Raw genomic sequence first — 14,973 nt, forward strand, 5'->3', positions numbered from 1 at the left:
AGGGTATTGCGACGACTATTGGGTTTAACCCCTGTTTTCCTGGCGGATACAGGCGCAGACTAAGCGGATGGAGGCGCGGCCGGCCGTAGACGACGCCGCTCTCGGGCGCGAGGCGTGGTCCGTGCTCGACGCGAACTGGACGGGGTCCGCCACCGTGCCCGCACCCGGGCTCTACCCCCACCAGTGGAACTGGGACTCCACCTTCGTCGCGATCGGCCTGGCCCGCTGGGACACCCGGCGGGCGGGGACCGAGCTGCTCAGCCTGCTGGCCGGGCAGTGGAGCACCGGCATGGTGCCGCACATCGTCTTCCACCCGTCCCACTCCGACGCCTACTTCCCCGGCCCCTCCGTCTGGCGCTCGCAGGACCATCCGGCCTCCCCCAACAAGGCGATCACCTCCGGGCTGACCCAGCCGCCGCTGCAGGCCCTGGCCCTGTGGTGGGTGTGGCGGCACGCGGCGGACCGCGCCGAGGCCGCCGCCCTCGTCCGCCGGCTGTATCCGATGCTGGTGGCCCAGCACGACTATCTCGCCACGACCAGGGACCTGGGCGGGGGAGGGCTGGCCGCGATCGTGCACCCGTGGGAGTCGGGGATGGACGACAGCCCCGTATGGGACGCCCCGCTGGGAGCGCTGCCCGCGGTCCGCTACGCCTACCGGGGCGAGGAGCTCCCCGACAGCCACCAGGACCGCTACATCTGGCTGGCCCTGCGTTACCGCGACTCCGGCTACGACGGCGCCTACCTGCGTGACGAACATCCGTTCGCGGTGGAGGACCCGATGTTCAACGGGATCTGGCTGGCCTCCTGCCAGGTGCTCGCCGAGCTGGCCCCGCTGGCGGGCGCCGACCCCGGGCCGCACCGGGAGGCGGCCGAGCGGATCCGTGCGGGGGTGCTGGAGCGGCTCTGGGCCGACGGGGTCTTCCGCGCCCGGGATCTGCGCAGCGGGCGGCTCAGCCCCGTCTGCACGGTCGGCGGTTTCGGGCCGATGCTCGATCCCGGCCTGTCCGCCGACCGGGTGGAGAAGCTGGTGGGCGTGCTGGAGTCGCCCCGGTTCATGGGTGCCGCGGGATACCCGGTGCCGAGCTGCGAGATCCGTGCGCCGCAGTTCGACCGGTCCTGCTACTGGCGGGGGCCCTCCTGGGTGAACACCAACTGGCTGCTCCGGCGCGCGCTGGCCGTACACGGCCTGACGGGGCCGGCGGGACTGCTCGGCGCGGGCACCCTGCGCCTGGTACGGCAGGCGGGCTTCCGCGAGTGCTTCGACCCCTTCGACGGCAGCGGCCGGGGCAGCCGGGACTTCTCCTGGTCGGCCGCGCTCACCCTCGATCTGCTCGCGGATAACGTGGACGCATGAAGCTCTTCAACCGTATGCCCGCCGAGGTCCGCGCGGCCGTCGCGCCGACCGACCGGGTGCTCACCTACGCCGAGGGGCCGGACGGCTACGTGATCGCCACCGACAAGGCGCTCTATCTGGGCGGGGTCAGGCTGCCGTGGTTCCAGGTGGACCGCGGCGTGTGGGACGAGGAGGGGCTGACGGTCGTCACCACGGCGGGAGGGTCGCACCGCGCGCTGCTGCCCGAGCCGGGGCGGATCCCCGAGGCCGTGCGGGAGCGGGTGACCGCCTCCATCGTGGTGAACCAGTACGCCCCGCTGGACGCGCGCGGGGGAGTCCGGCTGGTGGCCAGGAGGACCGGGGACGACCAGATGATCTGGGAGTTCGTCTTCGACCCCGGCATGGACCCCACCGACCCCGGCCTGCGGGCCCTGGCCGAGCAGGCGCTCGAGGAGACGCGCCGCAGTTTCGGCGTCTGAGCGCGGGCGTAGGCCCGAGCCCGGACAGAGACCTTGGTCCGGGCAGAGATCTGAGCCCGCGCGGAGACCCGAGTCCGGACGGGCGTCCGGACGCGGGCGGGCGTCCGGGCTCGGGCAGGAGCCCGAGCCCGGGCCGGCGGTCTCGACCCGGACGTGCGGAAGGCCCCCGCGGGGGCCTTCCGTCCGTCAGGGGTGCCCGTCATGGGTGTGGAGAGGTGGCCCGGTCGTCCTCCGGCCAGCCGGTGCCCGTCTCGTCGTGCTTGTCGGCCTGCCAGCCGTTGTCCGAGTGCAGGAACGGCAGCCGGTTCTTGGCCGCATGGGTCACCTTCGTCTTGGCGGCGCCGGTGACCTTCGAGACCCGGGCGCCGACCAGGCCGGCGGTCTCCTGCACCCTCGGACTGTCGGACACCCGCAGGGCCATCCGCTTGATCTGCTCGTAACGCTCCCGCCCGGCGCGGCTCCCCAGGATGTAGCCCACAGCAAGACCCACCCCGAACATCATCCGGTAACGCATCTCCACCTCCACAGCCATGCTCCGCCGGACCCTACCCGCGGATCGCGGGTCGTTTCCGACCTACCCCGGTGTAGCGATGCGACACACACGCTCAGAGTGCGCTAATCTATTCCTGCGCCGCAAGGAGCGGGGAAAACTTCCCGGTCAGAGCGGCGCAAAGCACGATCCCGTGTAGCTCAATCGGCAGAGCAGCCGGCTGTTAACCGGCAGGTTATAGGTTCGAGTCCTATCGCGGGAGCAACACACAGAAGGCCCCCGGAGCCCAGCTCCGGGGGCCTTCGGCGTGCTGTGGCCCGATTCGGGAGACAAATCCTCCCTGGCCGTAGAAGATGTCAGATACCGCGTCATGTATCGCTATGCTCGCCAGTCAGCGAGGACGGCGCGGTTGCCGCGGAACACAGCGATCGCAGTGGGGCAGGGCCGCTGCACACAGGGCACCGCGCCGCCCGGAACGGCCGACCGTGCCCGTGAGCACGCATGGGTGGTTGTTCTGTGCTGATCTGGCGGAGGTCTCGGCGTCGTGCACCGGATCTGATGGGCGGTGTCCGGCGCGCGGTGGCCAAGTTCTTGAGGGCGAAGGAGCCTGTCCCGGTCGTGCAAGAGATCGATATCGCGGCGGCCGCGGACTTCCTGAGGTTGTTCCACGCCGAGAACCCCGAGGCGGGGCCGGTGGAGGCCCGCATGCGCGAGGTCCAGATCGAGATCTACCGGACGGGGAGCTACACGCACACCCCGGAGGAGCTCGCCTTCGGCGCCCGGGTGGCCTGGCGCAACAGCTCCAGGTGCATCGGCCGGCTGTACTGGCACTCGCTGCAGGTGCGTGACCGGCGCTGGGTGAACACGGCCGAGGAGGTGGCCGTGGAGTGCGTCAACCACCTGAGGGAGGCCGCGCCCAACCGCAAGGTCCGGCCGACGATCACGGTGTTCGCCCCCGACCGGCCGGGCAGGCCGGGCCCGAGGATCTGGAACGAGCAGCTCATCCGCTACGCCGGGTACGCGATGGACGACGGGTCCGTCGTCGGCGACCCCCGGTATGTGGACTTCACCACGATGGTGCGCAAACTCGGCTGGCCCGGCGGCCCCGGCACGCATTTCGACGTGCTGCCGCTGGTCGTCTCGGCGGGCGGCGGCTCGCCGCTGATGTTCGGCGTGCCCGCCGACGCCGTGCTGGAGGTGGAGCTCACCCACCCGTCCTACCGCTGGTTCGAGAAGCTCGGGCTGCGCTGGCACGCCGTACCGGCGATCTCCAACATGTGCCTGGAGATCGGCGGGATCCACTACCGGGCGGCGCCGTTCAACGGCTGGTACATGGGCAGCGAGATCGGCGCGCGCAACCTCGCCGACATCGACCGCTACGACCTGATGCCGATCATGGCCCAGCTCCTGGGCCTGGACACCTCCACCGACCGCTCGCTCTGGCGCGACCACGCCCTGGTTGAGCTGAACGTGGCGGTCCTGCACTCCTTCGACCAGGCCGGGGTGACGGTGACCGACCACCACACCGAGTCGCGGCGCTTCCTGACCCACCTGGCGCGCGAGGAGAAGGCCGGCCGGGTCTGCCCGGCCGACTGGAGCTGGATCGTCCCGCCCATCTCGGGCTCGGCCACGCCGGTCTTCCACCGCTACTACGACGAGGCGGAGCTGTCGCCGAGCTACGTCCACCACCCCGATTCCGTGGAGCGGGGGCTCGGCCGCTGGCCCGTGCCGGGGTGGTGACGGAGGGCGGGACGGCGCGGCGGCGGGGCGGGGGCGTTGCGGAGAAGCTGTAGAACATGATTCGGTATGGTGGCCGGGTGAGGAGGGCGCGGAATGATGGACCTGGTGCTGTCGTCGGTCGAGCAGGGCGTGCTGACCCTGACGTTCAACCGGCCCGAGCGGCTCAACGCCTGGACCGACACGATGGGGCGGCGATACTTCGACCAGCTCGCCGAGGCCGAGAAGGACCCGGAGGTCCGGGTGATCGTCGTGACCGGGGCGGGGAGGGGCTTCTGCGCCGGCGCGGACTTCCAGACCCTCAACGCCATCCAGGACGGCTCCTACGAAGGGGAGCCGGACAGGCGGCCCACCACCTTCCCGGCCACCATCGGCAAGCCGGTCATCGCGGCCGTCAACGGCGCCTGTGCCGGGCTCGGCATGGTCCACGCCCTGGTCTGCGACCTGGTCTTCACCGCCGCCGAGGCCAAGTGGACGACCGCCTTCGCCCGCCGCGGCCTGATCGCCGAGTACGGCCTGTCGTGGATCCTGCCCAGGCTCATCGGCCAGGCCCGGGCCATGGACCTGCTGCTGTCGGGCCGCACGTTCACCGGGGCGGAGGCGTACCGGCTGGGCCTGGCCGGCCGGTCGGTGCCCGGGGAGAACCTGCTGGAGGAGACCCTGGCCTACGCCCGCGAGCTGGCGACGCACAGCTCGCCGGCGTCGATGGCCGTGATCAAGCGCCAGGTCTGGGGCGACTGGGACCGGACCCTGGAGGCGTCGGAGTCGGCCGCCGTGCGCCTGATGGCCGAGTCGTTCGGCCGCCCCGACTTCGCCGAGGGCGTGGCCAGCTTCGTCGAGCGCCGCGCCCCCAGGTTTCCGCCCCTGTAAGCCCGCCCGCCGCCGGGCCTCGCCCGCGGCGGTGGCGCGGGGCGGTCAGGTCACGTGGGACAGCCAGTGGGGGGCGGTCCTGAAGGGGGCGGCGCCGGTGGTGACGGCCTCCATCAGCCGGGCGGCCGTGGCGCGGGCGTTCTCGATGACCTCGGGGGGATAGGCGTAGCGGACCTGGTGCTCCTCGAACTCGTCCTCGTCGTCCAGGAGGATCCGGCCGTCGCGCATGCGCAGGACGTCGAGGTCGAGGTCGACCATGGTCACCTCGCCGTCGCGCCACTGGGGGACGGTCGAGATGTCGCAGTAGATCTCGACCCTGTTCGGCTCGGCGTTGAAGGTGGCCGTCCACCAGGCGTCGCGGGGGAAGAGCATCACGAACGCGTCGGTCCAGGTCACCGGCGGCTCGTCGCCCTTGCTGCCGGTGGAGCCGGCGACGCAGCCGGTCCAGACGCCGTGCTCGTCCTCGCCGAGGAGCAGCGCGGGGTGGTGCCAGTGCAGTGAGCCGTCGTATTTGCGGTAGACCACATTCACGATCTCGCGTGTCATCCCCCGACCATAAGGGTTGACAGAGATCTATGTATTTCCTACCTTCTAACTAGGTTAAGAGTGTCAGTGCAGAGCCCCGGCTCACTGACCGGCAACCCTCGCACCGCGGCGGGGTGCCCCCGGGGGAGACCTGGCGGCACGGTCGGCGTGCCGCAAGCGCGGACCCCTCAACGGGTCACCGAGGCATGCCTGGGAGCAGTACATGTCCGAGATCACACTCAACTACGCCGGCCCCGTCGACCTCGACGCCTACGGCCGCTACCGGCCGGGCGACCGGCCCGGCCCCCGCTACCCCTTCCAGGGGCGGATCACCGCCGACGGCGCCGGCGAGTTCCCCGCCGAGCCGGGCCGCTACCACCTCTACGTCGCGGCGGTCTGTCCCTACGCGCAGCGCGCGGTGATCGTGCGCTCGCTCAAGGGACTGCAGGACGTGATCTCGCTGTCCTACGTGGACGACGAGCGTGACGGGCGCGGCTGGGCCTTCCGCGAGCGGCGCGGGGCCGACCCGGTGAACGGCTTCACCACGCTCCGCGAGGCGTACGAGGCGACCGAGCCGGGCTTCGACGGCCACGTCTCGGTGCCGGTGCTGTGGGACAGGGCGGGCGGGCGGATCGTCAGCAACGACTTCCCCGACATCACGATCGACCTGGGCACCCGGTTCGGCGGCGACCCGGAGATCGACCTCTACCCCGAGGAGCTCCGGCCGGACATCGACGCGCTCAACGCCAGGATCTACGAGTACGCCAACACCGCGGCGGGCCGCGTCGCCTCGGCCGCCGGCGAGACGGAGTACGGCCAGGCACGTCAGGCCGTGATCTCCTTCCTGGAGGAGCTCGACGCCCGGCTCGCCGACCGCAGGTTCCTGTTCGGCTCCGGGATCACCGAGGCGGACGTGCGGCTCTGGCCGACGCTGCTCCGCTTCGACCTCGCCGACAACCCCTCCGCCAGGATCAGCGAGCGCCCGCTGACCGCCTTCCCGAATCTGTGGGCCTACGCCCGGGACCTCTACCGGCACCCCGCCTTCCGTGACAGCACCGACTTCTCCGCGATCACCTCCCCGGCCGCCACGGAGACCGACCCCTGGCGGATCCCGGTCGAGCCGCTCCACGCCGACTGGGACGAGCCGCACCGCAGAGCCGCCGTATGAGCCCCGCGAGCGCCGCGACCCCCGTGCGGCCGGGCGAGGAGATCGCATGAGCGCCTCCGTCGCCGTCGTCGGCGCCGGGCCGACCGGGACCTGCCTGGTGGAGCGGATCTGCGCCAACGCGGCCGACCTGCTCGACTGGCCGTCGCTGGACGTCCACGTGATCGACCCCTACCCCCCGGGCGGCGGACGGGTCTGGCGCAGGGAGCAGCCCGAGCTGCTCTGGATGAACTCCACCGCCGCCGACGTGACGCTGTTCACCGACGCGTCGGTCCAGTGCCGGGGCCCGATCCGCCCCGGCCCCTCGCTGGCCCAGTGGCTCGGCGGCGACCCCGGCAGGTTCGCCTCCCGGCCCGTCCAGAACGCCTACCTGTCCCACGTCTTCCAGCAGGCGGTCGACACCGCTCCACGCGGCGTCCGGGTGCACGTCCACGCGGCCCGCGCGCTGGACCTCACCGACGTCCCCGGCGGGCAGGTCGTGACGCTGGAGGGCGGCCGGACGATCGAGGTGGACGCGGTGATCCTGGCGCAGGGGCACGGCGACGTGATCCCGACCAGGCAGGAGCGGGCACTGGCGGAGACGGCCGCGGGCAGCGGGCTGCACTACCTGCCCACCGGCTACGCCGCCGACCTCGACCTGGACCGGGTGCCCGGGGGCGAGCCGGTGATCGTCCGGGGCATGGGGCTGGCCTTCGTCGACCTGATGGTGCTGCTCACCTCGGGCCGGGGCGGCCGGTTCGTCCGCGAGTACGACGGGGAGCTCGTCTACCTGCCCAGCGGGCGGGAGCCGCTGCTCCAGGTGGGCTCGCGCCGCGGCGTGCCGTACCACTCGAAGACCGGATACCCCTTCCGCGGCGCCCGCCCGCCGGTGCCGCGCTTCCTCACCGCGCAGGCGCTCGGCGAGGGGCCGTGGAACTTCCGCAGGGACGTGTGGCCGCTGGCCGCCAAGGAGCTGGGCCACGCCTACTACCACGAGCTGCTCACCGCCCACCCGGAGCGGGCCCGGACGGGCTGGGCGGAGTTCGAGGAGGCGTACGCGGCCGAGGAGTGGCGCAGTCCCGGGATGCGCGCGCTGATCCGCAGGGCCGTACCCCGGCATCTGGACCGGCTGGACTTCGACCGGCTGGACCGGCCGCTGGAGCGGATGCGGTTCGGCGATCCGGCGGGGCTGCGCAGGTGGATGCACGGCTACCTGGGAGCGGACCTGGAGCGGCGCTCCGACCCCGCGCACAGCGCCGACCACGCCATGATCCTCGGGCTGCTGTCCGTCTACGGCGTCCTGGCCGAGCTGGGCGTCTCCGACCCCTGGTTCCACGGCTTCTTCAGCTACGTCGCCAGCGGTCCGCCCGGCCCCCGGCTGGAGGAGCTGCGGGCGCTGGCCAGGGCCGGCGTGGTCACCTTCCTCGGCGCGGACCTGAAGGTGGAGCACCGTGACCGGCGGTGGCAGGCGCACAGCCCCACCGTCCCCGGCACGGTGGCGGCCCGGACCCTGATCGAGGCCCGGCTGCCCGCGCCCAGCGTGAGCCGGGCCACCGACCCGCTGATCTCCGCGCTCCGCGACCGGGGCGAGATCGACGAGGACTCCGGGCTGCTGAAGGTACGGCCCGCCGACCGCCGCCTGCTCGACCGCTCCGACACCCCCCACCCCCGCAGGTTCGCCTTCGGCCCCTGGGTCGTGGGCGGCAGGGCCACCGGCGGGTTCGCCCGGCCCGGCCTCAACGCCCCGCTCTTCCGGCACGCCGACGCCCTCGCCCGGATCGTGCTGTCCGAGGCCGTCACCACCCAGATCCGACACGTCGCCTGAGCTGTCTGCCGCCCGAGCTGCCTGTCGCCTGAGCTGTAAGGAGAGAAGAACGTGAAAGTCCGATGGGGCGCCCTGACGCTGACCGCGGTGCTGGCGCTCGCGGCGTGCGGGGCCGAGACGGAGGCCCCGACAGCCGCGGCCGGCGGCGGGGGCGGCGGGTCGCTGGTGTGGGCGGTGGAGACGCAGCCCATCACGTTCAACCCCCAGCTGTGGGGCCAGAACAAGGCCCGCCTGCTGGTGCACAACCAGTTCGACTCGCTGGTCGCCCGGGGCAAGGACGGCGAGTTCCTGCCGTGGCTGGCCAAGTCCTGGGAGGTCTCCAAGGACGGCCTGACCTACACCCTCCACCTCCGCGACGACGTCACCTTCCACGACGGGGAGAAGTTCGACGCCGCGTCGGTGAAGGCCAACTTCGACCAGTTCCTGGCACCGGGCTACAACCCGGCGGTCGCCGCCGTCCAGCTCCGTAACTTCGGCAGGGCCGAGGTGGCCGGCCCGCACACCCTGAAGATCACACTGAAGGCGCCGGACGGACTGTTCCTGGACTTCCTGTCCTCGCCGTACGCCGGCCAGATCTCCCCGAAGTCGCTGAGGAACGCCAAGGACCTCAAGGCCGGCGGGGTCGACGTCGTCGGCACCGGGCCGTTCGTCCTCGACCGGTTCACCCCGGGACAGGAGGTCCACTACAAGCGCAACCCCGACTACGGCTGGCCGCCCGCCGGCTCGGCCCACCAGGGGCCGGCGCACCTGGCGGAGGTGACCTACCGCTTCCTGCCCGAGGCCGCCGTCCGGGTCGGCGCGCTCACCTCGGGCCAGGTCCAGGTGATCGAGGGCGTGCCCGCCACGGAGATCGCCCTGATCAAGGGCGACCCCCGGTTGAAGCTGGAGACCAGCCTCAACTCCGGCAGCGCGTTCTCCTACTACTTCAACCAGTCGCACCCACCCTTCGACGACAAACGGGTGCGCGAGGCCTTCCGGGACGCCGTCGACGTCGACGCCGTCCTCAACTCGGTCTACCAGGGCACGGCGGAACGGGCCTGGAGCATCATCGGCCAGGGCAGCCCGCAGCTCTACGACGCCTCACTGGAGAACACCTTCGGCAACGACCCGCAGCGGGCGGCCAGGCTGCTCGACGAGGCGGGCTGGGACAAGCGCGACGCCGAGGGTTACCGGGTCAAGGACGGCAGGCGGCTGACCGTGCGGGCCGTCAACTCCGCCCCGTTTGTCCGCGACCGCCGCGACATCCTCGCCCAGGCGATCCAGGCGGCGGTCAAGCAGAGCGCCGGCATCGACTTCCAGGTCAAGCTGGTCGACCAGGGCACCGCGCAGAAGGCCTACGACGACAACCAATATGACGTCTTCGAGAACTCGCGCGGCGACACCGACGCCGGGGCCGCGCTCAACCTGATCCTCCCCAAGGGCGCCGCGATCAACCGGACCCACTTCGCGGACGCCGGCCTGGACAGGTTGCTCACCGAGGCGTCGGCCAGCTCCGACGCCGCCGAGCGCAAGGAGCTCTACGCCAAGGTGCAGAAGCTCGTCGCCGACGAGGCCCTGCTCCTGCCGCTCTACGTGCCGGCCGACCAGATCGCCTACAGCGCCTCCGTAACCGGGCTCACCTTCGAACCGGTCTCCGGCACCCCCAACAGTGCTTATGACATCCGGACAGGGACATGAGCACCCTCACACTCACCCGGCGGCGGGGGCTGGCCGCCGCCGGGTGGCTGGGCCCGGTGGCCCGGCGGCTCGGATCCGGCGTGGCCGTGCTCTGGGCCGCCGCCACCGCGGCCTACGTCGCGCTGCTGCTCGCCCCGGGCGACACCGTGGACGTCCTCATCGGCGACGGTCTCGACACCCCCGAGCGGAGGGCGCAGATCATCGCCGAATGGGGGCTGGACCGCTCGGCCCTGCAGCAGTACGGCGACTATCTGATCCGGCTGCTCCAGGGCGACCTCGGCCACTCCTACATCCTGCAGCGCGGCGTCGGCGACGTCCTGTCCTCGCAGATCGGGCCGACCGTGAGGCTCGCCCTCGCCGCGGCGGTCTTCGGGGTGGCGCTGGCCCTGGTGCTGGCGCTGGTCACCGCGGGCCGCAGGTCCTGGACCAACGGCCTGGCCGGGCTGTCGGAGCTGGTGGCGGTCTCGGTGCCGCCGTTCCTGATCGGGATCCTGCTGCTGGCCGTCTTCTCCTTCAGCCTCGGCTGGTTCCCGGTCTCCGGTGACCGGGGCTCCGCCGCGCTCGTGCTGCCGGCCGCCGCGCTGGGACTGCAGATCGCCGGAGTGCTCGGCCAGGTGCTGCGCGAAGGTCTCGAACGGGCGCTGGAGGAGCCGTTCGCGGTGACCGCGCGCTCGCGCGGCATCACCGAGTGGCGCCTCGTCACCCGCCACGCCCTGCGGCACGCCCTGCTCCCGGCCGTCACCCTCACCGGATGGTTCACCGGCGTCCTGCTCGGCGGCGCGATCGTCGTCGAGGCCGTGTTCGGCCGCCCCGGCCTCGGCCAGGTCACCGTCTCGGCGGTGACCGGCAAGGACATGCCCGTGGTGATGGCGATCGTGCTGCTGTCGGCCCTGGTCTACGTGACGGTCAGCACGGTCGTCGACCTCGCCTACCTGGCGATCGACCCCCGCCTGAGGAGGAGCCGATGATCAGGACCGTTCCCCGCCCGGAGGTGCCGGCGGCGAGGGTCGCCGCCGAGGAGGTGCCGGTGGTGAGGGTCGCCCCCTCACCGGAGGAGCCGACGATCAAAACTGTTCTCCGTCCGGGGAGGGGCCGATGACGACGGTCACCCAGGCGCCGCCGGTCACGGCCGTCGCTCCCGCCCGGACCGGGCGCCGGTACGGCCTGCGCCCCCGGCTGGTCGTCCCGCTGCTGTTCCTGGCCACCGTCGCGGTCGCCGCCCTGGTCCCGGACCTGCTGAGCGGGGTGGACCCGCTGACCGCCGACCCGCTGCACGCCCTCGCCGGGCCGGACGCCGGGCACTGGTTCGGTACCGACCACCTCGGCCGGGACGTGCTGTCCCGGATCGTCCACGGCGCCGGGCACTCGCTGGGCATCGGCGCGGCCGCGATCCTGTTCGCCGCCGGGACCGGCACCGTCCTGGGCATGCTGGCCGGGCTCTCCCCCCGATACCTCGACGAGCTGCTCAGCCGCCTGTTCGACGTGCTGGCCACCTTCCCCGAGCTGCTGCTCGCCCTGCTGGTCATCGCGGTCACCGGCCCCGGGACCGGCAACGTCGTCCTCGCGATCGGCCTGGCCCAGGTCCCCAACTACGCCCGTGTGATCCGGGCCCAGACCTTCGTCGTCCGCCGGTCCGGCTACGTCGAGCAGGCGGTCACCTTCGGCCTGCCCCGGCCGGTCCTGGTCCTGCGTCACGTGCTGCCCAACGTCCTGGGCCCGCTCCCGGTGCTCGCCACGATCGGCATGGGCACCGCCGTCATCGCCACCTCGGGTCTCAGCTTCCTCGGCATGGGGCCGCAGCCGCCGAGTCCCGAATGGGGCTCGATGCTGTCGGAGGCCCGTAACTACCTGCGCGTCGCCTGGTGGACGGCGCTCTTCCCCGGCCTCGCCGTCACGCTGACCGTCATCAGCCTGACCCTGGTCGGGCGCAGTCTCCAGCGCCGTTTCGAAGGGAGAGACCGATGAGCCTCATCGAGGTGGAGGACCTGAGGGCCGGCTTCCCCTCCTCCGGGGTGGAGGCCGTGCGCGGGGTGAGCCTGTCGATCGCGGCGGGCGAGTGCGTGGCGATCGTCGGGGAGTCGGGCTCGGGCAAGAGTGTCACGGCCAGGACCCTGGTGGGGCTGACCGGTCCCGGCGGGAAGGTGACGGCCGGGAAGTTCACCGTGAACGGCAGGGACGCGCTCCGGTTCGGGGCGCGGGACTGGCGGCGGCTGCGCGGCCGGTTCGCCGGGCTGGTGCTACAGGACGCGCTCGTCTCGCTCGACCCGCTCCGCACGGTCGGCGACGAGATCGCCGAGGTGCTCGCCACCCATGACGTGGTGCCGCGCGCGGGCCGTACGGCGAAGGCGATCGAGCTTCTCGACGCCGTCGGGGTGCCGGAACCGGAGCTGCGTGCCCGCCAGTACGCCCACCAGCTCTCCGGCGGGCTGCGCCAGCGGGCCCTCATCGCCTCGGCCATCGCCGCCGATCCGCCGTTGATCATCGCCGACGAGCCGACGACCGCGCTCGACGTCACCGTGCAGGCCCAGATCCTGCGCCTGCTCGCCGCCCGCAAGGCCACGGGCACCGCGCTGCTCATGATCAGTCATGACCTGGCCGTGGTCTCCTCCATCGCCGACCGGGTGCTGGTCATGAAGGACGGCGTGGTCGTCGAGGAGGGGCCGACCGCCCGGGTGCTGTCCGAGCCCGACCACGACTACACGGAGCTGCTGCTGGCCGCCGTCCCCTCGGCGGCCTCGCGCGGCACCCGTCTGGCCGCCGTCGCCGCCGGAGGCGTGGCGCTGCGCACCCCGCTGCCCGAGCGGACCGTGGATCACAGCTCGCCGGTGGTGGAGGTCTCGGGCCTGTCGGCCGCGTACGGCTCCCGCCGGGTGGTGGACGAGGTCTCCTTCGAGGTCCATCCCGGTGAGACCGTCGGCATCGTGGGGGAGTCGGGCTCGGGCAAGACGACCGTCGCCCGGCTCGTCCTGGGCCTGATGGCGCCCACCTCCGGCGAGGTCCGGCTGAACGGCGACCCCTGGTCGGCGGTCCCCGAGCGCAGGCGCCGCGCCCGCCGCTCCGGCATCCAGGTGATCTCGCAGAACCCGCTGGGCTCCTTCGACCCCCGCTACACCGTCGGCCGCCTGGTCGCCGAGCCTCTCGACGGGGCCGGCAGGGACCGCAGGGCCCGGGTGGCCGAGCTGCTGGAGCGCGTGGGCCTGCCGGCCGACATCGCCGGACGGCACCCCCGGCGGCTGTCCGGCGGGCAGCGCCAGCGGGTGGCCATCGCCAGGGCCCTGGCCCCCCGGCCCGACGTGCTCGTCTGCGACGAGCCGGTGTCGGCGCTGGACGTGTCGGTCCAGGCGCAGGTGCTCGACCTGCTCGCGGAGATCCAGGCGGCCGACGGGACCGCGCTGATCTTCATCTCCCACGACCTCGGGGTGGTCCACCACATCAGCGACCGGGTGCTGGTCATGCGCGCGGGCCGGATCGTGGAGGAGGGGCACGTGGACGAGGTGTTCTTCATCCCCAAGCACCACTACACCCGGGAGCTGCTCGGCGCGGTGCCCAAACTGGTGCCGGCCGGAGCCTGACCGGACGGCGGGGCCTGACCGGACGGCGGGGCCTGACCGGGAGGCGGGGCCTGACCGGGAGGCTGGGCTCCGGCGGGTGCCCGGCCGAGCCGGCGGACGTCGGGCAGGGCGAGGACACCCAGGCAGGAGAGCGCGATCAGGGCCGCCGCGCCGTACAGGGTGGGGGCCGTCCCCGCCGCCGAGGACAGCGGTCCGGCCAGGGCCATGCCGAGCGGCATCAACCCCAGGGAGAGCATCCAGTCATAGGCGGACACCCGGGAGATCGCCTCGGCCGGGATGTGCTCCTGCACGGCCGTCTCCCAGAACGGCGCCATGAACGCCAGACCGCCGGTCATCAGCCCGTAGGCCGCCGCGACCGCGAGGGCGGGCGCCCCGGCGGCGAGTGTGACGAAGGGCAGCGCGCCGAGCGCGAGGGCGAGGTTGGCCGCCAGGAGGGGCCGGCGCGGTCTTGCCCGCAGCGCCAGCAGCGCCCCGCAGAGGGCGCCGACCGTGCCGCCCTGCACGATCGTCCCCCAGGCCAGCTCGCCGCCGAGGCCGGTGACGGCGATCAGCGGACCGATCGTGATCAGGACGCAGCGGCCCAGGTTCCACAGGGAGTGGCCGACGAGGTTCGTCCAGTACCACCGGTGGCGGCGCAGCTCGGCCCAGCCTTCGGCGAGCTGCCTGCCGAAGCGCTCATGCGGCACGGGCGGGACCGGCGCGAGCCGGAGGCGGCTCAGCAGCACGGCGCTGACCGCGAACGTCGCGGCGTCGAGGACCAGCGCCCAGCCGGGCCCGGCGGTCAGCGCGAGGGCGGTGGCGATCCCGGGGCCGAGCAGCGTGGAGCCTCGGTTGGCGATCGCCATGAGCGCGTTGGCCCGGGGCAGGTGCTCGGGGGCCACGGTGGCGGGCAGCAGGCCGGTCGTGGCGGGCAGGAAGAACGCCGACGCGGCGCCGGAGAGCGCGGCGAGCGCCGCCAGGTGGAGGGTACCGACCGTGCCGGTGATCAGCCCGACGCCCATCACGGCGTGGGCGAGCCCCCGGACCAGGTCGGCGACCAGCATCACGCGCTGGCGGGGGAGCCGGTCGGCCCAGACGCCGCCGGGCAGCATCAGCGCCACCGTCGCCGTCGACTGGGCGGCCAGGACCAGGCCGAGGTCGGTGGCCGAGCCGGTCGCGGTGACGATCGCCAGGGCGAGGGCGACGGGGGTGACGGCGTCGCCGATGTGGGAGAGGGCCTGACCGCTCCAGAGCAGGCGGAAGCGCGGATCTCGTAAGGGGGTCATGGCGGGAAGTTACTACGAAATCAAAATATATGCATCCGTATAACGATGGCCGCTAC

General features: G+C 72.7%; 13 protein-coding genes, 1 tRNA gene and 1 riboswitch. Of the genes, 11 read left to right on the top strand and 3 right to left on the bottom strand.

Going from position 1 to position 14,973, the window contains the following annotated elements; translation table 11 throughout:
* Positions 1 to 67: 67 nt before the first annotated feature.
* Positions 68 to 1,354 (top strand): MGH1-like glycoside hydrolase domain-containing protein, encoded by a 1,287-nt coding sequence (locus J2S55_RS03560; protein ID WP_306857232.1) that lies wholly within the window; start codon positions 68 to 70, stop codon positions 1,352 to 1,354.
* Positions 1,351 to 1,812, top strand: coding sequence for a hypothetical protein (locus tag J2S55_RS03565; protein ID WP_306857233.1), 462 nt, complete (start codon positions 1,351 to 1,353; stop codon positions 1,810 to 1,812). The genes J2S55_RS03560 and J2S55_RS03565 overlap by 4 nt, the downstream gene beginning before the upstream one ends.
* Before the next feature lie 199 nt (positions 1,813 to 2,011).
* Here the strand turns inward: J2S55_RS03565 and J2S55_RS03570 are convergent, their stop codons facing one another.
* Complete coding sequence (locus J2S55_RS03570) at positions 2,012 to 2,326, bottom strand: YtxH domain-containing protein (RefSeq protein WP_306858553.1); 315 nt, start codon at positions 2,324 to 2,326, stop codon at positions 2,012 to 2,014.
* 165 nt (positions 2,327 to 2,491) lie between these two features.
* Between J2S55_RS03570 and J2S55_RS03575 the strand changes: the two genes are divergently transcribed.
* The 3 genes from J2S55_RS03575 to J2S55_RS03585 all read left to right on the top strand — a co-directional run bounded on the left by J2S55_RS03575 (position 2,492) and on the right by J2S55_RS03585 (position 4,909).
* Positions 2,492 to 2,564 (top strand) — tRNA-Asn (locus J2S55_RS03575).
* A gap of 356 nt (positions 2,565 to 2,920) precedes the next feature.
* Positions 2,921 to 4,042, top strand: coding sequence for a nitric oxide synthase oxygenase (locus J2S55_RS03580; protein WP_306857235.1), 1,122 nt, complete (start codon positions 2,921 to 2,923; stop codon positions 4,040 to 4,042).
* Positions 4,043 to 4,135: 93 nt separating this feature from the next.
* A complete protein-coding gene (locus tag J2S55_RS03585) occupies positions 4,136 to 4,909 on the top strand; it encodes an enoyl-CoA hydratase (protein WP_306857237.1) in 774 nt (257 codons plus the stop codon).
* Positions 4,910 to 4,954: 45 nt separating this feature from the next.
* Here the strand turns inward: J2S55_RS03585 and J2S55_RS03590 are convergent, their stop codons facing one another.
* Positions 4,955 to 5,455, bottom strand: coding sequence for a ribonuclease FAU-1 family protein (locus J2S55_RS03590; RefSeq protein WP_306857238.1), 501 nt, complete (start codon positions 5,453 to 5,455; stop codon positions 4,955 to 4,957).
* Positions 5,456 to 5,507: 52 nt separating this feature from the next.
* A riboswitch (SAM riboswitch) is annotated at positions 5,508 to 5,620 on the top strand.
* Positions 5,621 to 5,657: 37 nt separating this feature from the next.
* Between J2S55_RS03590 and J2S55_RS03595 the strand changes: the two genes are divergently transcribed.
* The 6 genes from J2S55_RS03595 (at position 5,658) to J2S55_RS03620 (ending at position 13,652) form a co-directional block, all read left to right on the top strand.
* Positions 5,658 to 6,602: a glutathione S-transferase C-terminal domain-containing protein gene (locus tag J2S55_RS03595; RefSeq protein ID WP_306857239.1), complete on the top strand. Its 945-nt coding sequence runs from the start codon at positions 5,658 to 5,660 to the stop codon at positions 6,600 to 6,602.
* 46 nt (positions 6,603 to 6,648) lie between these two features.
* Positions 6,649 to 8,403 (top strand): FAD/NAD(P)-binding protein, encoded by a 1,755-nt coding sequence (locus J2S55_RS03600; protein ID WP_306857241.1) that lies wholly within the window; start codon positions 6,649 to 6,651, stop codon positions 8,401 to 8,403.
* A 51-nt stretch (positions 8,404 to 8,454) separates the two neighbouring features.
* Complete coding sequence (locus J2S55_RS03605) at positions 8,455 to 10,080, top strand: ABC transporter substrate-binding protein (RefSeq protein ID WP_306857242.1); 1,626 nt, start codon at positions 8,455 to 8,457, stop codon at positions 10,078 to 10,080.
* Entirely contained in the window at positions 10,077 to 11,048 is a 972-nt protein-coding gene (locus J2S55_RS03610; protein ID WP_306857243.1) for an ABC transporter permease, read from the top strand. The genes J2S55_RS03605 and J2S55_RS03610 overlap by 4 nt, the downstream gene beginning before the upstream one ends.
* A 127-nt stretch (positions 11,049 to 11,175) precedes the next feature.
* Complete coding sequence (locus J2S55_RS03615; RefSeq protein WP_306857244.1) at positions 11,176 to 12,045, top strand: ABC transporter permease; 870 nt, start codon at positions 11,176 to 11,178, stop codon at positions 12,043 to 12,045.
* Entirely contained in the window at positions 12,042 to 13,652 is a 1,611-nt protein-coding gene (locus tag J2S55_RS03620; RefSeq protein ID WP_306857245.1) for a dipeptide ABC transporter ATP-binding protein, read from the top strand. The genes J2S55_RS03615 and J2S55_RS03620 overlap by 4 nt, the downstream gene beginning before the upstream one ends.
* Here J2S55_RS03620 and J2S55_RS03625 read toward each other — a convergent pair.
* The gene (locus J2S55_RS03625; protein ID WP_306857246.1) at positions 13,598 to 14,917 is read right to left on the bottom strand and encodes an MFS transporter; all 1,320 of its coding nucleotides are present in this window, start codon (positions 14,915 to 14,917) and stop codon (positions 13,598 to 13,600) included. The genes J2S55_RS03620 and J2S55_RS03625 overlap by 55 nt on opposite strands.
* Between the last annotated feature and the right edge of the window lie 56 nt (positions 14,918 to 14,973).

It is taken from the genome of Streptosporangium brasiliense (genome assembly GCF_030811595.1).
GTDB classification, from domain to species: domain Bacteria; phylum Actinomycetota; class Actinomycetes; order Streptosporangiales; family Streptosporangiaceae; genus Streptosporangium; species Streptosporangium brasiliense.